This is a genomic window from uncultured Sphingomonas sp., from assembly GCF_964243315.1.
GTDB lineage: Bacteria > Pseudomonadota > Alphaproteobacteria > Sphingomonadales > Sphingomonadaceae > Sphingomonas.
On the sequence record NZ_CAXTEM010000052.1, the window covers coordinates 1 to 21,643 of the forward strand.

22 protein-coding genes and 1 pseudogene are annotated in these 21,643 nt (G+C 67.7%); 15 read left to right on the forward strand and 8 right to left on the reverse strand.

The window, feature by feature from the left end:
- From ACFE77_RS12940 to queE, 6 genes and pseudogenes are all read left to right on the forward strand, one after another.
- Window positions 1–455, forward strand: a pseudogene (locus ACFE77_RS12940) (elongation factor 4); the annotation flags it as partial.
- A 265-nt stretch (window positions 456–720) separates the two neighbouring features.
- A complete protein-coding gene (locus ACFE77_RS12945) occupies window positions 721–1,911 on the forward strand; it encodes an aspartate aminotransferase family protein (RefSeq protein ID WP_375422058.1) in 1,191 nt (396 codons plus the stop codon).
- Between the two features lie 159 nt (window positions 1,912–2,070).
- A complete protein-coding gene (gene argF, locus ACFE77_RS12950) occupies window positions 2,071–2,994 on the forward strand; it encodes an ornithine carbamoyltransferase (protein ID WP_375422059.1) in 924 nt (307 codons plus the stop codon).
- A 31-nt stretch (window positions 2,995–3,025) separates the two neighbouring features.
- Window positions 3,026–3,946, forward strand: coding sequence for an Hsp33 family molecular chaperone HslO (locus ACFE77_RS12955; RefSeq protein WP_375422060.1), 921 nt, complete (start codon window positions 3,026–3,028; stop codon window positions 3,944–3,946).
- Between the two features lie 159 nt (window positions 3,947–4,105).
- On the forward strand, window positions 4,106–4,795 hold the full coding sequence (gene queC, locus ACFE77_RS12960) for a 7-cyano-7-deazaguanine synthase QueC (protein WP_375422061.1): 690 nt from the start codon (window positions 4,106–4,108) through the stop codon (window positions 4,793–4,795).
- 7 nt (window positions 4,796–4,802) lie between these two features.
- Window positions 4,803–5,435, forward strand: a complete 633-nt coding sequence (gene queE / locus ACFE77_RS12965; RefSeq protein WP_375422062.1) for a 7-carboxy-7-deazaguanine synthase — start codon at window positions 4,803–4,805, stop codon at window positions 5,433–5,435.
- A gap of 309 nt (window positions 5,436–5,744) precedes the next feature.
- Here queE and ACFE77_RS12970 read toward each other — a convergent pair whose 3' ends face one another.
- The 3 genes from ACFE77_RS12970 to lipB all read right to left on the reverse strand — a co-directional run bounded on the left by ACFE77_RS12970 (window position 5,745) and on the right by lipB (window position 7,677).
- On the reverse strand, window positions 5,745–6,443 hold the full coding sequence (locus ACFE77_RS12970; RefSeq protein ID WP_375422063.1) for a hypothetical protein: 699 nt from the start codon (window positions 6,441–6,443) through the stop codon (window positions 5,745–5,747).
- Between the two features lie 235 nt (window positions 6,444–6,678).
- On the reverse strand, window positions 6,679–6,927 hold the full coding sequence (locus tag ACFE77_RS12975; protein WP_375422064.1) for a hypothetical protein: 249 nt from the start codon (window positions 6,925–6,927) through the stop codon (window positions 6,679–6,681).
- Between the two features lie 87 nt (window positions 6,928–7,014).
- Window positions 7,015–7,677: a lipoyl(octanoyl) transferase LipB gene (lipB, locus tag ACFE77_RS12980; protein ID WP_375422065.1), complete on the reverse strand. Its 663-nt coding sequence runs from the start codon at window positions 7,675–7,677 to the stop codon at window positions 7,015–7,017.
- Between the two features lie 99 nt (window positions 7,678–7,776).
- Between lipB and ACFE77_RS12985 the strand changes: the two genes are divergently transcribed.
- Window positions 7,777–8,598 (forward strand): hypothetical protein, encoded by an 822-nt coding sequence (locus ACFE77_RS12985; RefSeq protein ID WP_375422066.1) that lies wholly within the window; start codon window positions 7,777–7,779, stop codon window positions 8,596–8,598.
- Window positions 8,595–9,332: a hypothetical protein gene (locus ACFE77_RS12990; protein WP_375422067.1), complete on the forward strand. Its 738-nt coding sequence runs from the start codon at window positions 8,595–8,597 to the stop codon at window positions 9,330–9,332. The genes ACFE77_RS12985 and ACFE77_RS12990 overlap by 4 nt, the downstream gene beginning before the upstream one ends.
- Here the strand turns inward: ACFE77_RS12990 and ACFE77_RS12995 are convergent.
- The 3 genes from ACFE77_RS12995 to ACFE77_RS13005 are packed head-to-tail and all read right to left on the reverse strand — an operon-like array spanning window position 9,311 to window position 11,228.
- Window positions 9,311–9,904: a GNAT family N-acetyltransferase gene (locus tag ACFE77_RS12995; protein WP_375422068.1), complete on the reverse strand. Its 594-nt coding sequence runs from the start codon at window positions 9,902–9,904 to the stop codon at window positions 9,311–9,313. The genes ACFE77_RS12990 and ACFE77_RS12995 overlap by 22 nt on opposite strands.
- Entirely contained in the window at window positions 9,895–10,734 is an 840-nt protein-coding gene (hemF, locus tag ACFE77_RS13000) for an oxygen-dependent coproporphyrinogen oxidase (RefSeq protein WP_375422069.1), read from the reverse strand. The genes ACFE77_RS12995 and hemF overlap by 10 nt, the downstream gene beginning before the upstream one ends.
- A 47-nt stretch (window positions 10,735–10,781) precedes the next feature.
- Complete coding sequence (locus ACFE77_RS13005; RefSeq protein WP_375422070.1) at window positions 10,782–11,228, reverse strand: tRNA (cytidine(34)-2'-O)-methyltransferase; 447 nt, start codon at window positions 11,226–11,228, stop codon at window positions 10,782–10,784.
- A 173-nt stretch (window positions 11,229–11,401) separates the two neighbouring features.
- On the opposite strand from ACFE77_RS13005, the gene petA reads away from it, so the two are divergent.
- Genes petA through ACFE77_RS13020 form a run of 3 tightly spaced genes read left to right on the forward strand, consistent with a single transcriptional unit; the run spans window position 11,402 to window position 14,148 of the window.
- A complete protein-coding gene (petA, locus tag ACFE77_RS13010; protein ID WP_375422071.1) occupies window positions 11,402–11,983 on the forward strand; it encodes a ubiquinol-cytochrome c reductase iron-sulfur subunit in 582 nt (193 codons plus the stop codon).
- A gap of 11 nt (window positions 11,984–11,994) precedes the next feature.
- The gene (locus tag ACFE77_RS13015; protein WP_375422072.1) at window positions 11,995–13,281 is read left to right on the forward strand and encodes a cytochrome bc complex cytochrome b subunit; all 1,287 of its coding nucleotides are present in this window, start codon (window positions 11,995–11,997) and stop codon (window positions 13,279–13,281) included.
- A gap of 24 nt (window positions 13,282–13,305) precedes the next feature.
- A complete protein-coding gene (locus ACFE77_RS13020) occupies window positions 13,306–14,148 on the forward strand; it encodes a cytochrome c1 (RefSeq protein ID WP_375422073.1) in 843 nt (280 codons plus the stop codon).
- Window positions 14,149–14,364: 216 nt separating this feature from the next.
- On the opposite strand, the gene ACFE77_RS13025 is transcribed toward ACFE77_RS13020, so the two are convergent.
- Complete coding sequence (locus ACFE77_RS13025) at window positions 14,365–15,441, reverse strand: glycosyltransferase family 2 protein (RefSeq protein ID WP_375422074.1); 1,077 nt, start codon at window positions 15,439–15,441, stop codon at window positions 14,365–14,367.
- Window positions 15,438–17,915, reverse strand: coding sequence for a DegT/DnrJ/EryC1/StrS family aminotransferase (locus tag ACFE77_RS13030; protein ID WP_375422075.1), 2,478 nt, complete (start codon window positions 17,913–17,915; stop codon window positions 15,438–15,440). The genes ACFE77_RS13025 and ACFE77_RS13030 overlap by 4 nt, the downstream gene beginning before the upstream one ends.
- Window positions 17,916–18,041: 126 nt before the next feature.
- Between ACFE77_RS13030 and ACFE77_RS13035 the strand changes: the two genes are divergently transcribed.
- The 4 genes from ACFE77_RS13035 to ACFE77_RS13050 form a co-directional block, all read left to right on the forward strand.
- Entirely contained in the window at window positions 18,042–18,533 is a 492-nt protein-coding gene (locus ACFE77_RS13035; protein ID WP_375422076.1) for a MarR family winged helix-turn-helix transcriptional regulator, read from the forward strand.
- Window positions 18,530–19,930 (forward strand): efflux transporter outer membrane subunit, encoded by a 1,401-nt coding sequence (locus ACFE77_RS13040; protein ID WP_375422077.1) that lies wholly within the window; start codon window positions 18,530–18,532, stop codon window positions 19,928–19,930. Before ACFE77_RS13035 ends, ACFE77_RS13040 begins: the two co-directional genes overlap by 4 nt.
- A complete protein-coding gene (locus ACFE77_RS13045; protein ID WP_375422078.1) occupies window positions 19,927–21,105 on the forward strand; it encodes an efflux RND transporter periplasmic adaptor subunit in 1,179 nt (392 codons plus the stop codon). The genes ACFE77_RS13040 and ACFE77_RS13045 overlap by 4 nt, the downstream gene beginning before the upstream one ends.
- The coding region (locus ACFE77_RS13050) for an MFS transporter (RefSeq protein ID WP_375422079.1) at window positions 21,105–21,643 on the forward strand (539 nt) is incomplete at its 3' end. The genes ACFE77_RS13045 and ACFE77_RS13050, both read left to right, overlap by 1 nt.

The window sequence follows — 21,643 nt, forward strand, 5'->3', positions numbered from 1 at the left end:
ACGAAGTGGTGTTCGACTTCTACGACCGGCTGAAGAGCATCAGCCGCGGCTATGCCAGCTTCGACTATCACCAGATCGGCTACCGCGAGGGCGACCTCGTCAAGATGGGCATCCTCGTCAACAACGAGGCGGTCGACGCGCTGTCGATGATCGTCCACCGCGCCACCGCGGAGACCCGCGGCCGCGGCATGTGCGAACGGCTGAAGGACCTGATCCCGCGCCACCTGTTCAAGATCCCGATCCAGGCCGCGATCGGCGGCAAGGTGATCGCCCGCGAGACGATCGCCGCGATGCGCAAGGACGTGACCGCGAAATGCTATGGCGGCGATGCCAGCCGCAAGAAGAAACTGCTGGAGAAGCAGAAGGAAGGCAAGAAGCGGATGCGCGAATATGGCTCGGTCAGCATCCCGCAGGAGGCGTTCATCGCGGCATTGCGGATGGGGGATGACGGGTAGTTTCGGGCTTGAGGCGACGCGCCGCATAGGCCTTATCCGAGGTGCTGGCTGACCCCGCTCCGCTTGTGCTCCCGCGAAGGCGGGAGCTCAGTACTGGGTCCCCGCCTTCGCGGGAGCACGAGTACACGACCGCAGGGACCGCGGCGACGCCCTAAATCGGCAGCAGCCCCGTAATCAACCCTCGGTTGACCGGCTCCCCCCAACGCTCGTATCAGGGGGCGGGCGGTCATTTCGACCGCCCTTTGCTTTTTGACAGGAGCCGCCCGTGTCGATCACCGCCCTGATGCCCGTCTATCCGCGGTGCGGGGTGCGTCCGGTCCGAGGCGAGGGCTGCTACCTCTATGGCGAGGACGGCACCCAGTATCTCGACATGGCGGCCGGGATCGCGGTGAACGCGATCGGGCATGGCCACCCGAAGCTGGTCGAGGCGATCGCGACGCAGGCGGCGACGCTGATGCACGTGTCGAACCTGTATGGGAGTCCGCAGGGTGAGAAGTTCGCGCAGCGGCTGATCGATACGACCTTCGCCGACACCGTTTTCTTCACCAATTCGGGTGCGGAAGCGGTCGAGTGCGCGATCAAGACCGCGCGGCGCTATCACTTCGCCAACGGCAACCCGCAGCGCCAGAACCTGATCACCTTCAGCAATGCTTTCCACGGGCGCACGCTTGGTACGATCTCGGCGACCAACCAGGCGAAGATGCGCGACGGGTTCGAACCGTTGCTGCCGGGCTTCGCCTATGCGCCGTTCGACGATCTCGACGCCGCGCTGGCGCTGATCGACGATCATACCGCGGGCTTCCTAGTCGAGCCGATCCAGGGCGAGGGCGGGCTTCGCCCGGCGTCCGACGCGTTCCTGAAGGGGCTGCGCGCGGCGTGCGACGAACACGGGCTGTTGCTGGTGCTCGACGAGGTCCAGTGCGGCTACGGGCGAACCGGCAAGTTCTTCGCGCACGAACTCTACGGCATCACCCCCGATATCATGGCGGTGGCGAAGGGGATCGGCGGCGGGTTCCCCTTGGGCGCATGCCTCGCGACCGAGGAAGCCGCGAAGGGCATGGTCGCGGGCACCCACGGATCGACCTATGGCGGCAATCCGCTGGCGATGGCGGCGGGCGAGGCGGTCTTCGAGGTGATCCACGAACCCGGCTTCCTCGACAACGTCACCGAAATGGGCGCGCGGCTGCGCCAGTCGCTCGAACAGATGATCCCGAACCACGATCATCTGTTTCAGGAGGTGCGTGGCCACGGGTTGATGCTCGGCCTCAAGCTGAAGAGCGACGCGCGCCGCTTCGTCGGGTTCCTGCGCGACGAACACCAGCTGCTGACGGTCGCGGCGGGAGACAACGTCATTCGCCTGGTGCCGCCGCTGGTCATCGACGAGACCCACATCGCCGAATGCGTCGACAAGCTGAGCGCCGCTGCGCGGGTGTACGTGCCCGAAACCGACGACTGACGGCTGCGAAACGCAGCAATCCACATCCATTCGTCCTGAGTAGCGGCTGAGCGAAGCCGAAGCCGCGTATCGAAGGATAGGTGGTTCGATACGGCCTTCGACAAGCTCAGCCCCTACTCACCACGAACCGATCATTGGCTTAGCAGGGGTCTATCTTCGATGAATGTGCGCCACTTCCTGAACCTGTCCGATGCGGGCGCCGACGGTATCGCCGCGATGCTGGCGGATGCGCTCGATCGCAAGGCGGCGCGGGCCGGCTGGACGAAGGGGCGGGTCGATGCCGATGCGCCGCTCGCGGGCCATGTGCTCGCGATGGTGTTCGAGAAGAGCTCGACGCGGACGCGGGTGAGCTACGACATGGCGATCCGCCAGCTCGGCGGCAGCGCGATCGTGATGGATGCGGGGAGCATGCAGCTCGGCCGCGGCGAAAGCGTCGCCGACACCGCGCGGGTGCTGTCGGGCTATGTCGATGCGATCATGATCCGCACCGACGACCACGCCAAGGTCGAGGAGATGGCGCATTACGCCAGCGTGCCGGTGATCAACGGGCTGACCGACGCGTCGCACCCCTGCCAGATCATGGCCGACCTGCTGACGATCATCGAACGCGGCAAATCGCTCCCCGGGCTGAAGGTCGCGTGGCTGGGCGACGGCAACAACGTGCTCGCCTCGATCGTGGAGGCGGCGTCGCTGATGCAGTTCGACGTCGTCGCGGCGTGCCCGCAGGGGTTCCAGCCCGAGGAGGAGGCGATCGTCCGCGCCTCCGGCCGCGCGCGCGTCGTCGCCGATCCGCGCGAGGCGGTGGAGGGCGCGGACATCGTCGTCACCGACACCTGGATATCGATGGGGCAGGCGCATGCCGACACCAAGCTGCGGGCGATGATGCCGTACCAGGTCACGCCCGCGCTGATGCAGGCGGCGAAGCCAGACGCGACGTTCCTCCACTGTCTTCCCGCGCACCGCGGCGAGGAGGTCGATGCCGCGGTGATCGACGGGCCGCAATCCGCAATCTGGGCGGAGGCCGAGAATCGGCTCCACGCGCAGAAATCGATCCTCCGCTGGTGCTTCGGCCAGATCGGTTGATCTGCGTGGGTGCCGCGACCATCTTGGCGCGGTGACGATCCTCCCGACAGACTCCACCATCGACATCGACCGCGCGCTCGGTTTCGCGATCCCCGCCCGCAGCGCGCGGGGGCGTATCGTCCGGCTCGGCCCCGCGCTGACGCAGGTGCTCGACGCGCACGCCTATCCGCCCGCGATCGAGGCGCTGCTCGCCGAGGCGCTGGTGCTCGCCGCGCTGGTCGGGTCCACGCTGAAGGACAGCGACGGCCAATTGACGATGCAGACCCGCAGCGAGAGCGGCGTCGTGCAGCTGCTGGTCTGCGACTATCGCGGCGGCGAGCTGCGCGGGTACGTTCAGTACGACGCGGACAAGCTGGCGGAGGCGCCCGAGCAGCCCACCTTGTTCGCGTTGTTCGGCAAGGGCTATCTCGCGATCACCTTCGACCTTGCCACCACCGGCGAGCGTTACCAGGGGATCGTGCCGCTCGACGGCGATACGCTGGCAGAGGCGGCGCAGAGCTATTTCGTGCAGTCCGAACAGATCCCGAGCATGGTTCGGGTCGGCATGGCGCGCGCCGCGGACGGTGCGCTGGTCGCAGGGGGCCTGTTCCTCCAGCATCTTCCCGAGGGCGAGGACGGGCGCGAACGGCTCCACACCCGGCTGGATCACCCCGAATGGGAGCATGTCGCCGCGCTCGGCCAGACGATGGGCGCCGACGAGCTCGCGGACCCGGCGCTGCCGCTCGAAACATTGGTGTGGCGGTTGTTCAACGAGGAGGACGATGTCCGTGTGCTCGCATCGACCCCGCTGGCGCGTGGGTGCCGGTGCACCGCGGCCCACATCGCCTCGGTGCTCGCCAAGTTTCCGGTCGAGGAACGCCGCGACATGGCCGACGAGAATGGCCTGATCCACGTCGATTGCGCGTTCTGCTCGATCAAGTTTCCGGTCGCTGCGGAAGACGTTCCTGCCTGATGCCTTCAGGCGATGTTAACCCAGTCGCGGTAGAGCCCTTCTTGTGCTTTTGTTTCAGCACGTGTTTCTCCCTTGAGAGCCTAGCGCTCTAACTGGGGGGCCGCCTAACCCGCGGCCCCCTTTCTTTTTGCCCGCCATTCGCCTAGCGCCGCGCGGATCATGACATCCTCACCCTTAGCCGTCGTGCTCGTCTCCGGCGGGCTCGATTCGATGATCTCCGCCGCGCACGCGCGCGACGCCGGGTATCGCGTGCTCGCGCTGTCGATCGACTATAACCAGCGCCACCGTGTCGAGCTGGAGGCGGCGCGCCGCGTCGCCGACGCGCTGGGTGCCGAACGCCACATCGTCCTGCCGATGGACCTGTCGGCATTCGGCGGCTCCGCGCTGACCGCGGATATCGACGTGCCGAAGACGGGTGTGGGCGAGGGCATTCCGGTCACCTACGTGCCCGCCCGCAACACCATCTTCCTCAGCCTTGCGCTCGGCTGGGCGGAATCGGCGGGCGCGCGCGACCTGTTCATCGGCGTCAACGCGCTCGATTATTCGGGTTACCCGGATTGCCGCCCCGAATTCATCAGCGCCTTCGAAGGCCTCGCCGAACTCGCGACCAAGGCCGGGGTGGAGGGCGAACCGTTCCGCATCCACGCTCCGCTCCAGCACATGACGAAGGCCGACATCGTCCGCGAGGGCGTACGGCTTGGCGTCGATATGGGGATCAGCTGGTCCTGCTACGATCCGGCGCCGGGCGGCATGCATTGCGGGCTGTGCGACAGTTGCCGCCTGCGCAGCAAGGGCTTCGAAGAGGCCGGCGTCGCGGACCCGGCCGTCTACGCGACCGACGCGGGATGATCGCGCGATGACCTATGCGGTCAAGGAGATGTTCCTCACGCTCCAGGGGGAGGGCGTCAACGCCGGTGCGCGTGCGGTGTTCGTGCGGTTCGCGGGTTGCAACCTCTGGTCAGGCCGCGAGCAGGATCGCGCGACCGCAGTGTGCAGATTCTGCGACACCGATTTTGTCGGCACTGATGGCGCGGGCGGCGGCAAGTTCGCCGATGCCGATGCGCTGGTCGCGGCGGTGGCCGGTTTCTGGGGAGCCGGCCTGGAGCAGCGGTTCGTCGTGCTGACGGGTGGCGAACCGATGCTGCAGGTGGACGACGCCTTGGTCAATGCGCTTCACGGCGCCGGTTTTCGCATCGCGATCGAAAGCAACGGCACGCTCGCCGCGCATCCGGGGATCGACTGGGTCTGCATCAGCCCGAAGGCGGGCAGCGTCGTGATCCAGCGGCGCGGCGACGAGCTGAAGCTGGTCTGGCCACAAGCCGGGACCGACATCGACGAGGTCGAACGCTGGGACTTCGCCAACCGCCTGATCCAGCCGCTCGACGATCCGAACGCGGCGGCGAACATGCAGGCGGCGATCGATCTGGTAATGGCGCGCCCGCAGTGGCGGCTGTCGTTGCAGACGCACAAGTATCTGGGGCTGCGTTAGGAGCGGCTCTCCCGTTTGCGCTCCCGCAAAGGCGGGAGCCCAGTACAGAGTCCCCCGCCTTCGCGGGAATACAAGGAGAGGCAGGCGTCGGCAGGAATCGATCGAGGGCACCTAAACCGCTCGAGCATCTATTGTTCCCCGGCGTAGGCCGGGGCCCAGTCGCGAAGGTCGAGCGGAGAGACTGCAGCCCTCGATTTCCGGCGCTTTCCAGCCTGGGCCCCGGCCTTCGCCGGGGAACAGCTACGCTACATGTATGGGGAAGACGGCCTCAATGGAGTGGCGGCGCAAGGTAAGCACCCTCACCCCCCCTCAGCGCGACGCCAAGCCCGTGCCGACCGGCGGCCAGTTCGGCGCGCCGCACTTCTTGACGACCCACTGGCCCTTCTTGTCGTAGCATACCGGATCGAGCCGCGGGATCGTCGCGACGTCGCTGGTCAGGTAGCGCTTGAAGTGCTGCTCGCCATACGGGATCAGGCTGTTGCGCAGCTCCCGGATGCGGCGCATCGCGATCGCGCTGAACCCGCCGCGGGGCGCGAATACCGCGTCGTGGCCGATGTCGGACGCGGTCTGGCAGAAGCCGTATTGCGCGCCGACGGTGACGAAGTTCGAATAGGTCCGCGTCCCGAACTGGTCGAGCGCGGCCTGACCGGCCTTGGGCGTCTTCGCAACGCGGGTGAAATACTTGCCCAGCGTGACGAACGCGGCCTTCAGCTCGGCGCTGTGATCGGTGAGGATCGCGTTGTAGTTGGCGACGCTAAGCAGCGTCGGTTCGAACTGGCATTGCAGCGCCGCGACGTTGAGCGCCGCGCGCATGTTCCACGCCATCGCCGCGCGAAGCTCGACCTCGGTCGCGCCGGGCAGCACCTGGCCCAGGTTGGCCTCGTCGCCCTTCACGCCCTGATCGCTGAAATCATGCGACCGGAAGAAGAACTGCGCCGATGCCGGTGCCGCCATCGCGAACCCGGCCGCCGCAACGCCTAGCGCCGTGACGGTACGCATGATGGACATCCCCACTCTCCTGAACAACGCATCGATCAACTTAGGATTTTGATTCTAGAGCGATTTGCGCCGCGACCCAACGTCTTTTTAACGATGTTTTCGCCTGGAGTTTCCGGAGTCGTCGGCCAGCGCGCGGCCCAGGTCGAGCCGACCGGTGCCGCCGGATACGCGCCTAATAGCAAAGGGCCGCCCGGTTTCCCGGGCGGCCCTTCTTCGAACCCGATCGGACAACCGACCGCGATGATTACATCGCGTTGGTGGTCGACGTGGTGTTCGTGGTCATCATGGTGTCGTTCGCCATCATGCCGTCGTTCATCGCGCCGTCGACGGCGGTCATGTTGTCGGTCATGGTGCCCATGTCGTCGGTCGTGTTCATTTCGGTGACCATCGTGTTCTCAGTGGTCGTTTCGGTCTTCGGACCGCAAGCCGAAACGGCGAGCGCAGCGCCGGCGACGAGCGAGCCGGTCAGGATCTTGGAGATGATAGCACGCATTGGAAGCTCCCTAGAAAGAGGATCTGGTCGGCTTGCTGCCTTTAATACCCAAATCACGGTGGACATTAAACGGATTACGCCCGAGCCTCAAGCCTCGTTTTCGGGCCTGATAGAAAGAGTATCCAGAAATGCCTGTGCGGTGAACGCCAGGGCGGCGTCGAAAGTTGCAAGCGTCGCGTCGATGCCGAGCGCGGCGAGGCTGGTGACCGCAAAGTCGGGCAGCCCACACGGCACAATCCCGCCGAAATGCGCGAGGTTGGGATCGACGTTCACCGCGAACCCGTGGAGGGTGACCCAGCGGCGCACCCGCACCCCGATCGCGCCGATCTTCGCCTCGCGGCCATGGTCGAGCGTCCAGATCCCGACCCGACCGTCGGCGCGGAACGCTTCGACTCCAAGCCTGCCCAGCGCCGCGATCACCCAGCCTTCGAGGGCGTGGACATAGGCGCGAACGTCGCGGCCGCGCTTGCCGAGATCGAGCACCAGATAGCCGACCCGCTGGCCCGGCCCATGATAGGTATAGCGCCCGCCGCGCCCGGTCGCGACAACCGGAAAGCGGGGATCGACCAGCTCGGCAGGGTCTGCGCTGGTGCCCGCGGTGTAGACCGGCGGGTGTTCGAGCAGCCAGCCCAGCTCGCGATCGCTGCCGTCGAGTACCGAAGCCGCGCGCGCCTCCATCGCCGCGAGCGTCTCGGCATAGGGCGACAGGCCCGGCGACACGCGCCACTCGATCTCGGCAGGAAAGGTCACGAGCATCCCCTGCCGCAATCCCGATCGATTGTGCAAGCGAGTGGCAAAGCGCCGCCGCCTCGGCTAGGCGTGGCGGCGATGACGGGAACGGGCACGGATATGACGAAGGTCAAGATGGGCGATGTCTGGGATCGCACGACCCAGGTCCTCAGCGGGCGCGCCGGTGCGCTGGCGAGTATCGCGGTGGTGACGTTGTTCCTGCCGTTGGTGGCGATGCTGCTGGTCGCGCTGATCCTGCCGCCGACCGCGCCATCCACCGCGATCGTCACGCTGTTCCTGCTGCTCGTCGTGGCTGCGATAGGGGTGCTGGGCGTGCTGGCGATGCTCGCACTGGCGAGCGATCCGGCAACGACGCGTGGCGACGCCTGGCGCCTGGCACGGCAGCGGGTGGGGCCCGCGATCGGCGTGTCGGCGGTGTTGATCCTGGTCGCGGTGGTCGCGTCGCTTCCCGCGGTGTTCGTGCTGTGGCAGGCCAAGCTCGGCATGGCCGCGCTCGCCGGCGCCGGCGCCGCGAGGGTGCCGAGCGGGACCGCCACGTTCCTGGCGGTCTATTACGCCGCCTATCTGGTCCTCGCGCTTTGGGCATTGGCGCGGCTGGCGCCGCTCAACGCGGTAGTGCTCCACGAACGGCTCGGGCTCGGCGCGATCCGGCGCAGCTTCGCGCTCACTCGCGGGCATGGCTGGCGGCTGCTCGGGGTCGTCCTGCTCTACCTCATCGTCCTCGCGATCGTCCGCACCGCGGTGCAGAGCGTCGTCGGCGTGGTCTTCCGTCTCCTGCTCGGGGCCGAGCGGATCCCGCTCGCGTTGATGCTCGCCGGCGTCACCGGCGCGATGGTGACCACCGCCTTCACGGTGATCGCGGTGACCTTCACCGCCCAGCTCTACGTCGCCCTCGCCGCCCGGCAGCCGACCCGGATATGAGGATCAACTTCGCGGGCGTCGTGGTCGACGCCTGGGGCCGGTTTCGCCGCGATTCCGATCTGCTGCTCCGCATCGCCGCAGCGTTCATGTTCCTGCCCGCGTTCGGCTTGACGCTGTTCGTGCCGCCGATGCCGATGCCGGACGCCGCGATCGCCGACCGGGAGGCGCAGGCGCAGCAATGGGCCGACGCTCTCACCAGCTGGATCGGCGATTACAGCATCGGCTTCGGCCTGGCGCATCTGCTGGTCTATTTTGGGGTCGCGGTAGTGATGGCGCTGTATCTCGATCCGGCGCGGCCGGACCTGCGCGAGGCGCTGCGGCGCGCGCTGTCGATCTATCCGCGCTTCGTGCTCGCGATGATCCTCGTGTCCATCCCCACCGGGCTCGGCATGTGGCTGGTGATCCCCGGCCTGTATATCCTGGGCCGGACCATGCTGACCGCGCCGGTCCTTCTCGCCGAACCCGGCACCGGCGCCTGGACCGCGATCCGCCGCTCGCTGTCGCTGACCCGCGGGTCGGGGCTGACGCTGATGGGAGTGGCGGCGTTCGTCTATCTGGTCGGGCTGCTCGGCGGCCAGCCGTTCATGCTGCTCGATGCATGGATGCGCAGCACCGGTGCACCCAATCCGGTGGCGGTCGCGGTGGTCGATGCGGCGGCGTCGGCGGTGGCGATGGTCACCCAGCTCGCGCTCGCGCTGATCGCGGTGTCGGCTTACCGCCGCTTGGCCAAATAGGGCACCTGCGGCGCGGCGTCGGCGGGGAGCACGCCCAGCGCGCGCGGATCGGGAAAGGTCTCCAGCGTTCGCTTGACCGCGACGAAGCCCTGCGCCCGGTAGAAGCCGAGTGCGCGCGGATGATCGAGCGTGCAGGTATGGACCCACACCCGCTCGACATCCTTGCGCCACGCGCGGGTGAGCGCCTCCGCCATCAGCCAGCGGCCGTGACCGCGCCCGGCGAGATCCGGCACCAGGCCGAAATAGGCGATCTCGCACGCGCCGGGGATGCGATGGTCGAGCTCGAGCATGCCGATCTCGATGCCCTGCGCATCGGTCACCGCGTGCACCGCGACTGCGGCGTCGTGGACGATCGCGATCAGCGCCGCATCGTCCATCACCAGCCGCGAATACCATAGCCACGGCGTGCCGACGCGCGCGAAGAGCGTACGATAGCGCTCGGGTGAGGGGGCGGGCCACGCCACCAGCCGCAGCGGCGACGCGGGCAGGGGGCGCAGCGGCGGGCGCCGTGTCATTTCCAGCGTGGTGACGACCGTCGCGACCTCGTCTTCCGGAACCGCGATCAGTCCCATGTCGCGACCGGCGGCAGGCTCATCAAGATCGCGTCGATATTGCCGCCGGTCTTCAGCCCGAACAGCGTGCCCCGGTCGTAGACTAGGTTGAACTCGGCATACCGCCCGCGCCACGCAAGCATCGCGGCGATGTCCGCGGCGGTGAAGGGCTCGTGCATCCGCCGCCGGACGATCCGCGGATAGGTGTCGAGGAACGCCTCGCCCACCGCGCGGGTGAACGCGAAATCCGCGTCGAACCCGTTCTCAAGATGATCGAAGAAGATACCGCCGACGCCGCGATGCACCTGGCGGTGCGGGATATAAAAGTAATCGTCCGCCCATTGCTTGAACCGCGGGTAATAGCCCGGGTCGTGCGTTTCGCACGCCGCACGCAGCGTCTCGTGGAAGTCGGCGGTGTCCGCCTCGATCGGCAGCGGTGGGTTGAGATCGGCGCCACCCCCGAACCAGCGCTTGCTGGTCACCAGGAAGCGGCAGTTCATGTGCACCGCGGGCACATGCGGGTTTGCCATGTGCGCCACCAGGCTGATTCCCGTCGCGAAGAACTCCGGGTTCTCCGCCGCACCGTGGATGGTCTTGGCGAAGTCGCCTTCGAAGGTGCCGCCGACGGTCGAGACGTTGACCCCGACCTTTTCGAACACCCGCCCCTTCATCACCCCGCGCACGCCGCCGCCGCCCGGCAGCCCCGACGGATCGACTCGGTCCCACGCTACATAATCGAACCCAGCGTCCGACCCCGCCTCGCGCTCGATTGCGACGAATTCCGCGCAGATCCGGTCGCGCAGCGCTTCGAACCAGGCACGGGCGGCGGCTTGTTGGTCGTCGAGTTCCATGCCGCCGCCTTTGCCGCCAGCAGCGTGCGATGTAAAATCTTCCCGGGCTAGATCGCCCACCCGGTCTGCCGCATCGCCTCCCCGAGAACGATCGCCGCCGAGATCCCGATGTTGAGGGAGCGGAAGCCGGGGCGCATCGGCACCCGCACGCGCAGGTCGGCGCGGTCGTGCACCGTTGGCGGAACCCCGGCGCCCTCCGATCCGAGCAGCAGGATGTCGTCGTCGCGGAACACCGCGTCGGGAAGCGGCACCGCGCCGCTGGTGGTCAGCAACACGAGCCGGCCCGCCGCCTGCGCCTCGAACGCCGCCCAGTCGACATGCCGCGTCACCTCCACCGCGTCGGCATAGTCCATCCCGGCGCGGGCGAGCTTGCGATCGTTCCAGGTGAAACCGGTCGGTTCGATGACGTCGACGCTGACCCCCATGCAGGCGGCGAGGCGGAGGATGGCGCCGACATTGCCGGCGATGTCTGGCTGGTAGAGGGCGATGCGCATCGCCGCGCCTTAACCACCCACTGGGCCCACCGCAAAATCAGGTTGGCAAAACATGTTACCCCCGTCTATCAGACCGGCAGCCTGCCGTGGGGACGGATCGGGCTGGTGGGCGCGATTTTCGTCTCCAGACGCAAGGCGCCCGTCCCGATAGAGAAGCTCAAGGGTTCGATTCGATGGCGACTGACAGCATGGTTCCTCCCGGTGAATCACCGGAGCCGTTCCACGACGAGGCGCACGATCCCCGCCGCCGTGATTTCATCAACATCGCCGCGGTCGCCTTCGCCGGCGTCGGCGCGGTCGCGATCGTGCTCCCGCTGGTCAACCAGATGAACCCGTCCGCCGACGTGCTGGCGCAGGCGACCACAGAGGTCGATCTGTCGAAGATCGCGGTCGGGCAGGCGATCAAGACCAGCTTCCGCAAGCAGCCGCTGTTCGTCCGCAACCTGACCCCCGCCGAGATCGCCGCCGCCAACGCCGTCGACATCTCCTCCCTCCGCGACCCCCAGACGCTGGCGGAGCGCACCAAGGCGGGCAAGGAGAATTGGCTGATCACGCTCGGCGTCTGCACCCATCTCGGCTGCGTGCCGCTGGGCGCGGGCGAGGGCGAGAACAAGGGCCCGTTCGGCGGCTATTTCTGCCCGTGCCACGGCTCGGCCTACGATACTGCGGCGCGCATCCGCCAGGGTCCGGCGCCGACGAATCTCGTGGTTCCGGATTATAATTTCAGTTCCGACACCGTCGTGACGGTGGGTTGAGGTAGCGACAGATGAGCTTTCCCTGGGCCAAGCATTATGAGCCGAAGCAGCCGCTGATGCGGTGGCTCGACGAGAAGCTGCCGTTGCCGCGCCTCGTCTACAACGCGGTCGGTGCGGGCTATCCGGTGCCGCGCAACCTCAATTATTTCTGGAACTTCGGCGTTCTCGCCGGCGCCGCGCTGGCGATCCAGATCGTCACCGGCATCGTCCTGGCGATGCACTATGCCACCGATGCGAACACCTCGTTCCATTCGGTCGAGAGTATCATGCGCGACGTCAACGCCGGCTGGTTCCTGCGTTATGCGCACGCCAACGGCGCGTCGATGTTCCTGGCCGTCGTCTACATCCATATCGGCCGCGGGCTGTATTACGGCTCGTACAAGGCGCCGCGCGAGATGGTGTGGCTGCTCGGCGTGACCATCTTCCTGCTGATGATGGCGACCGCTTTCATGGGCTATGTGCTCCCCTGGGGGCAGATGAGCTTCTGGGGTGCACAGGTCATCACTGGTTTCTTCTCGGCGATCCCATTGGTCGGCGACACCATCCGCGTCTGGCTGCTCGGTGGCTTCGCTCCCGACAACGCGACGCTGAACCGCTTCTTCTCGCTCCACTACCTGCTGCCGTTCGTGATCGCGGGCGTGATCATCCTCCACATCTGGGCGCTCCATATTCCGGGATCGAACAACCCGACCGGCGTCGATGTGAAGGGCGAGCAGGATACCGTGCCGTTCCATCCTTACTACACCGCGAAGGACGGCTTCGGGCTCGGCGTGTTCATGCTGATCTTCGCGACGTTCATCTTCTTCAGCCCGAACCTGCTCGGCCATCCGGACAACTACATCGAGGCGAACCCGCTCTCGACGCCGGCGCACATCGTGCCCGAATGGTATTTCCTGCCTTTCTACGCGATCCTCAAGAGCTTCACCGCGGACTTCATCCTGCCGGCCAAGCTGTGGGGCGTGCTCGCGATGTTCGGGTCGATCCTGCTGCTGTTCTTCCTGCCGTGGCTCGACACGTCGCCGGTGCGCTCGGCGAATTACCGCCCGAAGTACCGCACCTTCCTGATCGTGCTGCTGTTCGACATCATCCTGCTCGGATATGTCGGCGGTGCGGAGGCGAATGCGCGCAACGTCATCCTGGGGCAGCTCGCCTCGGCTTATTACTTCGCGCATTTCTTGGTCATCCTGCCCTGGGTCTCGCGGTCCGAAACGCCGCGGGTGCTGCCGAATTCGATTACCGAGGCGGTGCTCGAGAAGCATGCGGGGACCTCGCCCGCCAAGACCGCGCTCGCGCACTGATCCGACTAGGGGACTGACCAACTCATGCTTCGTACCATCGCAACCCTGATCGGCGCGGCGTTCGTCTTCGTCCTCGCCATCGCGCTGTTCGGGACCGCCAAGAGCGCGATCACCGATCCGGCGCCGGAGAGCGCGGAGCATGTGTTCCGTGAGCATCCGAAGAATATCGGACTGGCGTCGAACGGCCTGTTCGGCAAGTTCGACGATCGCCAGGTGCAACGCGGCTTCCAAGTCTACAAGGAAGTCTGCGCGGCCTGCCACTCGCTCAAGTTCGTCCACTTTCGCGACCTCACCCGGATCGGCTATTCCGAGCCCGAGGTGAAGGCGATCGCGAACCAGTGGGTGATCGAACAGCCAAATGTGAACCCCGACACCGGCGAGCCCGCGACCCGCAAGAACGTCGCGTCCGACGTATTCCCGTCACCCTTCGCCAACGAAGTCGCCGCCCGCGCCGCCAACAACAACGCGCTTCCGCCCGACCTCTCCCTGATGGCGAAGGCGCGCGAGGACGGCAGCAACTACATCCACGCGCTGCTGCTCGGCTACCGTGCGCAGCCGGCCAATTTGTTGAAGGAGTTCCCGGGCGCCAAGACCCCGCCGGGGCTGCACTACAACCCGGTGTACCCGAACCTTAACATCGCGATGCCGCCGCCGCTGAATTCGGACGGGCAGGTGACCTATACCGACGGCACCCGCGCGACGAAGGACCAGATGGCTCGCGACGTTGCCGCCTTCCTGACCTGGACCGCCGAGCCCAATTTGGAGGCACGCCATGCAGCGGGTCTCGCCGCGATCCTGTTCATCCTGATCTTCTGCTTCCTGACCTGGGGCGCCTATCAGAACGTCTGGCGCGACATTAAGCATTGATCGTGACGCCGGGGCGCAGGCCGCCCCGGCTAGGGAGGTGCCGGATCGACGCGAGTGCCCTGACGAGCGGCGCCGCATCACCGTCTTCTAGTCTAGGCAAGGTCTCGGGAATAATCCCGGTAGCCTCGTCCTGTGGCCGTGGCGTCCTGAGTCAGTTGTTGCTTCCCCACGGTTGATGACGACTTCGCACCAGTCGCGCTGACGCCAACGACCGATTTATGCGCGTTTAGCCGCGATCGTTCTCTGCGCGCGCCGGGCGGTGCCGATCAGGCCGGACCATAGCAGGCTGTTGGTGCCGCTGGGTTCGAGCGTGGGCTGGCTGCTCGCGGTGATGGCGTCGAGCCCCAGATTGCCGGTGCGGAGCGCGGTGCGGCGGATCGCGGTCCAGCGCTTTTCTGTCTCGGCGGCGATCAGCATGCGGTCATATCGGTCGGGCCGGCGTTCGGCGAGGAACGCGGTTTCGAGTTCGACGAGAGTGCTGCCGATCAACTTCAGTGTCGCGACGTCGCGGACCGGCGCCTTTGCCATGTTGTGCGCGACCAGCGCTGCGGCGGCCGCCTGGGCCTGATCGCCAAGGCGGGTGTCATGCGTTTCGGCGAGGACCCGCGTTGCGCTCGCGGCCATGGTGTCAGCGAAGCGTTTGGAGACACCGCCGGCATGCTGGCGGTAGATCGTCAGCGGCGTATCCAGCCGCGCGATGCGACCGAGCCGTTGCAGCCGATGGTAGAGGTCGAAATCCTCGGCATAGAGGATGTCGGGGCGGGTGAACGGGTCGAGCCGACGTGCGGCATCGGCGCGGATCATCACCGAGCTCCACACGAGTGGATTTTCGATCCAGGTGAGCCATGCGATCAGTGTCGGCGTCGTCGTCACCGGATAGTTCATCGACCGGATCGCGCCATCGATCAGCTGTTCGGCAGCAGTGGCGACGAGCACCGTGGCCGGGTCGCTCTCCAGATACGCGATCTGGCGTGCGAAGCGTTCGGGACGCGAGAGATCGTCTTGGTCGATCCCCGCGATGTAGCGGCCGCGGGCTTCGGCGGCGCCGCGGTTACGCGCGCGGACCGGCCCGCCGTTGACGTCGAGCGCGATCAGCCGGACCCGGGGGTCGGGCCAGTTCGCGAGCAGCGCGCGGGTGTCGTCGGTGGAGCAGTCGTCGACCACCAGCACCTCGAAATCGGGCATGGTCTGCGCGCGAAGATTGTCGAGCGTCTCACCGATCAGGGCCGCGCCATTATAGGCGGGCATGATGACGCTGAGCACGGGCGTGGAAGAAGGCGGTGGCGCGGTCATGCCGCGACCCGTGCGCGTTCCTCCAGGATCTGGTCGACGATCATCAGGCCGACATCGTTCTGCCAGAGCCATAGCCCATTGGCCTGACCCGAGAAGCTCGCTTCGCCGCCGAGCGCGCCCCAAGGCACGAAGCCCGCGGCGAGGCCGATCCCGTATAGGCCGGGGATCGCCGTACCATCTGCATCGACGATGCGGCAGTGACGGTCGACCATCGGCGCGCCTCGTTCGGCGGCGAGCGGCATCGGGATGCCGTCCAAGCCGGCGATCGGCAGCGAGACCGGGCGATAGCCCAGAGCAGCGATGACCAAATCGGCATTGGCTAGGATCTCGTGTGCCACTGCGTCCTCGCCCACGATGCGGTGACAGACCACGCGTGGGTCGGGCTGGCGACCGTCGACCGCGAGCATGCGCAGGACTAGATCGCGCGCCTCGAGGCGGAAGCCTGCCAAGCGGTAGACGAAGCCCGAGACGGCGCAAATGTCGTCGGGCCCGAAATCGGTGAAGCTTTCGGCATGCGCAGCTTCGACGGAGGGGTAGAAGGGGCGCAGGGGGCGGCGGTGGAGAAGGGTGATGGCGCCGGCCGCGAGCGGGAGGACGGGGCGTGCTTTCAGGAGCAGGGCGACCGTCGTTAGGGCGCTGGTCGAGCCGCCGATCACCGCGATTTTGGGAGTGCGCAGGCTGCCGAGCCGTTCGGCGATGCGGTCGTAGCCGCCGATCGCGAGGACCTCGTCGGACTGGACCAGACGGTCTCCGGCCAAGGCGCGAAGGGGCACGCCGCCGATTCGCTGGGCATCGAGGCGATCGGCGGGCTGATGACCGCCGGTGGCGACGACCAGAGCGCGGGTCGGCTGGTCAAACTCGATGCCGTCGGCGAGGTTGCGGAGGCGCACGCTCCAATGGCCGTCGGGAAGCCGACGGGCGCCGAGCGCAGCGTGGCCGGTCAGGATCGATCCGCCATTGTCGCGGACGACATCGGCAAGGCGATCGCCGGTGGCGCGGAGCAGCGGGCCGACATCGGCGAGCGGCACGCCGAGCCGGTCGACATAGCGGGCGACGGTGCGGCCGGCGGGATGATCGGCGAGCGCCGCAATCTCCGGGTGCACATTGTCCGCAATCGCGCTGAGGAAAGTCTGTGCGGTCGAGTCCGAGGTGATCGCGTAAGAGCCGAGTCGTCCGCCGCCGATCGCGGCGTCGCGCTCCACGATCACCAGCCCGGAGGCGGCGAGATCGGGCAGCAGGCCGCGCTTGGTCGCCGCGGTGAGCAAGGCGGTGCCGGCGGGGCCGCCGCCGATCACGACCACCGAGGCGAGCCGCGGCGTCGTACGGACGACGGCGGGTGCCCTGGTGACACGGCACGCTTTGCGGAAGGCGGCGGCGACACGCTCCACGTCGGCGACGGTCATGGCATCGGTGATCGGAAGCGACAGCATTCGCGCGGAGACCGCATCGGCGACCGGAGTCGGCTCGATCACCGCGGTCCTGCGGAACCAGGGTTGCTCGCCGAGGTGAGGGCTGAAATAGCGGCCGCAGCCGATCCCGGCGGCTTCAAGCCGCGCCTGGATCGCGTCGCGGTGGCGCGCGAGTGCGGGCGGCAACAGCACCGGCATGAATTGGGTCGCGCGGCGGCGGCCGGCAACGCGCTGGAGATCGAAGTCGGACAGCGCGCCGCGGTAAGCAGCGTCGAGCGTGGCGCGGTGGTCCGCGATCGAATCGATCTCGTCGAGTTTGGCTTGCGCGAGGATCGCGACGATCTCGGGCAGCTTGGCGTTGATGCCGGGAAGGGTGGCACTGCGGGCACCGTCAAACCCGAAATTGGTCATCGCGCGCAATTCGGCGATCAGCGCGGCGTCGCCGCTGTGGATCAGGCCGCCTTCCGCCACCGCGAAGGTCTTCGTGGCATGCATCGAGTGGACGATCGCGAACGGCGCGTCGGCACCGAAGCCGTGGCCGGCATCGTCGATGGTGCCGAGCGAGGCAGCGGCGTCGATCACGATCCCGACGCCGTAGCGCTCTTGCAGACGACGATACCGATCGAGATCTATCGCGCTGCCGAAGGTGGCGTAGGGAACGATAACGCCGATGCGGCCTGCATGCGCCTCGATCAGGCGCTCCTCGGTCGCAGGGTCGGCTTCCCAGCTATGCGGGTCGATGTCGCAGATCAGTGGCGTGAGCCCGGCCCAGGCTGCGGCTTGCGCGGTCGCGGCGAAGGTCAAGGCGGGCATCAGCGCCAGCGTGCCCGGCTCGGGGTTCATGCCGGCGGCCTGGCGGATCGCGATCATCAGGCCGAGCGTCGCGTTACCGACCGCAAGGCTGGCGCCGTGGCCGCCGAACAGCCGCGCGGTGATGTCTGCTTCGAAGGCGCGGACCTCCGGACCGTGGTTGCTGAACACGCCCGATGCCTCGACGCGGCGGAGCGCATCCAGATGCTCGCTCAGCCGCGGCGGGTTGGGCGCGATCAGCGGAAGTCGTGACATGGGCGGGATCCGGTGTGGTGGTGCGCCGGCTTACCGGGTCGCTCCTAAGAAGCGGTTACGCAGGGCGACTATGCGCTTGCGCTCGATGCACTTGACTGCCGTGGCAATGATTGCCACGGCAACTACATGCCGTTCTACGACGAATCCGACTTCTACCCCGATCGATCGATCGGCTATCTGTTGCGGCGCAATCTGCAGCTGACATCGGTCGGGCTCGAGCCCGTATTCGCGCCTGAGGGAATTACGCTGACGCAGTGGTCGGCGCTGGTATCGATCTATTTCGACCGGGGCACGAGTTGCGCCGAGCTCGCGCGCGACCTGGCGCACGACAAGGGTGCGACGACGCGGATCATCGATACGCTGGTCGAGCGCGGATGGGTGACCCGCACGCGGCATGCGGACGACCGGCGCGTCATCAACCTGACGCTGACCGAAGCCGGCAAGGCGGTCGCGCATCACTGTCGGATGGGGGTGATCGAGCGGTGGAACGACTGGCTGGCGGACTGGGCGGACGAGGATTCGGCGACGCTGTTGCGGCTGTTGCAGAAGCTGCACGAGACGTTGCAGGTCAAAATGGCAGAGGGACAATCCAAGATCGCGACGGGGACCGGCGAATGACGATCAAGCGGTTCCTGCCATTGCTGCTGCTGTCGGGGTGCGCGATCCCCGCGTCACCGCCCGCGGTCGCGCCGATCGCGCCCGCGGCGCTGGGTCTCGGCGAAGCGAGCGCGCCAATAGTTGCGGGGAATTGGTGGAAGCAGCTCGGCGATCCGCAGCTCGACCGGCTGGTGGCGGACGCGACTGCGGGCAACCCCGATCTCGACACCGCGCTCGCACGGGTCCGGCAGGCCGAAGCCGTAATATCGGCGCGGCGGGCGGAGGACGGCGTCGACGTGGGGTTCGACGGTAGCGTGCAGGCGGCGCGGCTGTCGGGGCGCTATACGATCCCGCCGCCCTTTGCGGGGACGCTGCGGACCGTCGGGCAGGCGCAGGCGAACCTCGCCTGGAACCTCGACTTGTTCGGGCGGCAGCGGGCTGCGATCGAGGCGGCGCGCGAATCGACGCGGGCGGCGGGGCTCGATCTCGCGGCCGCGCGGCTGGCGATCGCCGGATCGGTGGTGCAGACCTATATCGATCTGGCGCGCGCCGAACGCGTCGCGGCGCTGGCGTCGCGGACCATCGCGACCCGGCAGGAGTCGCTGAGGCTGGTGCGGGTACGGATCAGCAACCGGCTGGCGAGCGAACTCGATGCGACCGCGAGCGAGACGCTGGTCGCGCAGGCGAGAGGCGCGCTGGTGCGGGCGCAGGGCGCGCGCGCACTGGCGACGAACGCGCTGGCGGCGCTGGCGGGGCGCGGGCCGGATTATGCAGCGGCGATCGCACCGGCGCGGGTCGATCTGGACGCGGCGGTGCCGGTGCCTGCGGTGCTGCCCGCGGATCTGTTGTCGCGGCGCGCGGACATCGCGGCGGCAGAGACCCGGATCGCGGCGGCCGCGGCAGGCCGGCAGGTCGCGCGGCGGGCCTTCTACCCCAACGTCAATCTGGCGGCGTTCGCGGGCTTGCAGGCGATCGGGCTCGGCAATCTGCTGTCGCTCGATGCGGGCACGGCGGGGGCGGGTCCGGCGATCCACCTGCCGCTGTTCGACAATGGCCGGCTGCGCGCCGACCTGGCGGGCGCGACCGCGGCACTCGACCTTGCAACCGCGGACTATAACCAGCGGGTGATCGGCGCCGTGCGCGAGGCGGCCGATGCGATCGCGCTGACCGGCAATCTGGTCGACCAGCGCGCGCGCAGCCGCGAGGTGGTGCGCGGTTTCGCCGAGACCAACCGGCTCAACTCGGTTCGCGTGAACAGCGGGTTGAGCAGCCGGCTCGACCTCATCGACAATGACGTCCGCCTGCTCGATGCGCAACTGGCGGACGCCAACCTCGCGGCCGATGCGGCGCGGCAGCGGGTCGCGCTGCTGCTCGCGCTCGGCGGCGGTTTCTCTCCCGATCAGGACGTTCGACCATGACCGACACCGCCTCGCCCCCGCCCGGTACGACGCCTGCCCCGGCGCCGGAGCGCGGCAATCCTTCGGGCCGCAAGCGCGGGTTCCTGATCCTCGCGGTCGTGGTGGTGATCGGGCTGCTGATCTGGGCGGTGTTCCACTTCCTACTCGCGAAGCCGGAGGAGGAGACCGACGACGCCTATGTCGCGGGCGACGTGGTGGCGATCACCGCGCGCGATCCGGGCACGGTGCTCGCGATCCATGCCGACAACACGCAGATGGTGAAGGCGGGGCAGCCGCTGATCGACCTCGATTCCGCGACCGCCGACGTCAACGTCGCCGCGGCGGAGGCCGAGCTCGCGCGCGCGGTGCGGGCCACCCGCGCCGACATTTCCAAGGTCGGCGAGAGCGGCGCGCAGGTGGCGCAGGTGCGGGCGACGCTCGCGGCGGCGGAGGCCGACTATGCGCGGCGGCGCGGTGCCGCGGCGCAGGGCGCGATTTCGGGCGAGGAGCTGAGCCACGCCGCCGACGCGGTGAAGGTCGCGCGGGCCAACCTCCAGCTCGCGATCAGCCAGCAGACACAGTCGCGCAGCGCGGTGCAGGGCACCAACACCTCGACCAACCCCGCGGTGCTGACGGCGATCGCAGCCTACCGCCGTGCGGCGATCACGCGATCGCACATGCACGTCACCGCCCCGATCGACGGTGTGGTCGCGCAGCGCACGGTGCAGCTCGGCCAGCAGGTCGCGGCGGGCATGCCGCTGATGTCGGTGGTGCCGCTCGATCGGGTCTGGGTCGATGCCAATTTTCGCGAGACCCAGCTGAAGGACCTGCGCGTCGGCCAGCCGGTGACGGTAGTAGCGGACATGTATGGCGACGACCTGCCCTATCACGGCAAGGTGGTGGGCGTCGGCGCGGGCAGCGGCAACGCGTTCGCGCTGCTGCCGGCGCAGAATGCCAGCGGCAACTGGATCAAGATCGTCCAGCGCGTTCCCGTGCGGATCGCGATCGACCCGCGCGAGCTGCGCGCCAACCCGCTGCGCGTCGGGCTTTCGGTGACCGCCACGGTCGCGACCGAGGACGTCCGTGGGCCACGGCTCGGGGCGCCTGCGCGGCAGGCCTATAAGGGCATGGCCACCGACGCCAACGATCCCATCGTCGAGGCGAAGATCCGTCAGATCATCGCGGCGAACCGCTGATGGCTGCGCCGGGCCCCGCCGCGGGCGGCGCGCAATTGCCGCCGCTGAAGGGCGGTCCGCTCGCGCTGGTCGCGTTCGCGCTGGCGCTCGGCACCTTCATGATGGTGCTCGACACCACGATCGCCAACGTGTCGCTGCCGACGATCGCGGGCAACCTCGGCGTCAGCAGCGACAATTCGACCTGGATCGTCACGGCCTTCGCGGTCGCCAACGGGATCGGCGTGCCGCTGACCGGCTTCCTGATGGGACGGTTCGGGGTGGTGCGGACCTTCTGCGCGTCGGTGGTGCTGTTCACGATCGCGTCGTTCCTGTGTGGCATCGCGTGGAACCTGCCGTCGCTGATCGCCTTCCGGGTATTGCAGGGCGCGGTGTCGGGGCCGATGATGCCGGGCAGCCAGGCGCTGCTGATCTCGGTATTTCCGAGCGACAAGCGTGCCACCGCGCTCGGCATCTGGTCGATGACCACGCTGGTGGCGCCGATCATGGGCCCGATCCTCGGCGGCTACATCTCCGACAATTATCATTGGAGCTGGATCTT

Excerpts from the sequence above, each read along its gene's own strand:
- argF (WP_375422059.1), top strand. The coding sequence starts at position 2,071 with ATGAATGTGCGCCACTTCCTGAACCTGTCCGATGCGGGCGCCGACGGT.
- queC (WP_375422061.1), top strand. The coding sequence starts at position 4,106 with ATGACATCCTCACCCTTAGCCGTCGTGCTCGTCTCCGGCGGGCTCGAT.
- queE (WP_375422062.1), top strand. The coding sequence starts at position 4,803 with ATGACCTATGCGGTCAAGGAGATGTTCCTCACGCTCCAGGGGGAGGGC.
- ACFE77_RS12970 (WP_375422063.1), bottom strand. The coding sequence starts at position 6,443 with ATGTCCATCATGCGTACCGTCACGGCGCTAGGCGTTGCGGCGGCCGGG.
- ACFE77_RS12975 (WP_375422064.1), bottom strand. The coding sequence starts at position 6,927 with ATGCGTGCTATCATCTCCAAGATCCTGACCGGCTCGCTCGTCGCCGGC.
- ACFE77_RS12985 (WP_375422066.1), top strand. The coding sequence starts at position 7,777 with ATGACGAAGGTCAAGATGGGCGATGTCTGGGATCGCACGACCCAGGTC.
- ACFE77_RS12990 (WP_375422067.1), top strand. The coding sequence starts at position 8,595 with ATGAGGATCAACTTCGCGGGCGTCGTGGTCGACGCCTGGGGCCGGTTT.
- ACFE77_RS12995 (WP_375422068.1), bottom strand. The coding sequence starts at position 9,904 with ATGGGACTGATCGCGGTTCCGGAAGACGAGGTCGCGACGGTCGTCACC.
- hemF (WP_375422069.1), bottom strand. The coding sequence starts at position 10,734 with ATGGAACTCGACGACCAACAAGCCGCCGCCCGTGCCTGGTTCGAAGCG.
- ACFE77_RS13005 (WP_375422070.1), bottom strand. The coding sequence starts at position 11,228 with ATGCGCATCGCCCTCTACCAGCCAGACATCGCCGGCAATGTCGGCGCC.
- petA (WP_375422071.1), top strand. The coding sequence starts at position 11,402 with ATGGCGACTGACAGCATGGTTCCTCCCGGTGAATCACCGGAGCCGTTC.
- ACFE77_RS13015 (WP_375422072.1), top strand. The coding sequence starts at position 11,995 with ATGAGCTTTCCCTGGGCCAAGCATTATGAGCCGAAGCAGCCGCTGATG.
- ACFE77_RS13020 (WP_375422073.1), top strand. The coding sequence starts at position 13,306 with ATGCTTCGTACCATCGCAACCCTGATCGGCGCGGCGTTCGTCTTCGTC.
- ACFE77_RS13025 (WP_375422074.1), bottom strand. The coding sequence starts at position 15,441 with ATGACCGCGCCACCGCCTTCTTCCACGCCCGTGCTCAGCGTCATCATG.
- ACFE77_RS13030 (WP_375422075.1), bottom strand. The coding sequence starts at position 17,915 with ATGTCACGACTTCCGCTGATCGCGCCCAACCCGCCGCGGCTGAGCGAG.
- ACFE77_RS13035 (WP_375422076.1), top strand. The coding sequence starts at position 18,042 with ATGCCGTTCTACGACGAATCCGACTTCTACCCCGATCGATCGATCGGC.
- ACFE77_RS13040 (WP_375422077.1), top strand. The coding sequence starts at position 18,530 with ATGACGATCAAGCGGTTCCTGCCATTGCTGCTGCTGTCGGGGTGCGCG.
- ACFE77_RS13045 (WP_375422078.1), top strand. The coding sequence starts at position 19,927 with ATGACCGACACCGCCTCGCCCCCGCCCGGTACGACGCCTGCCCCGGCG.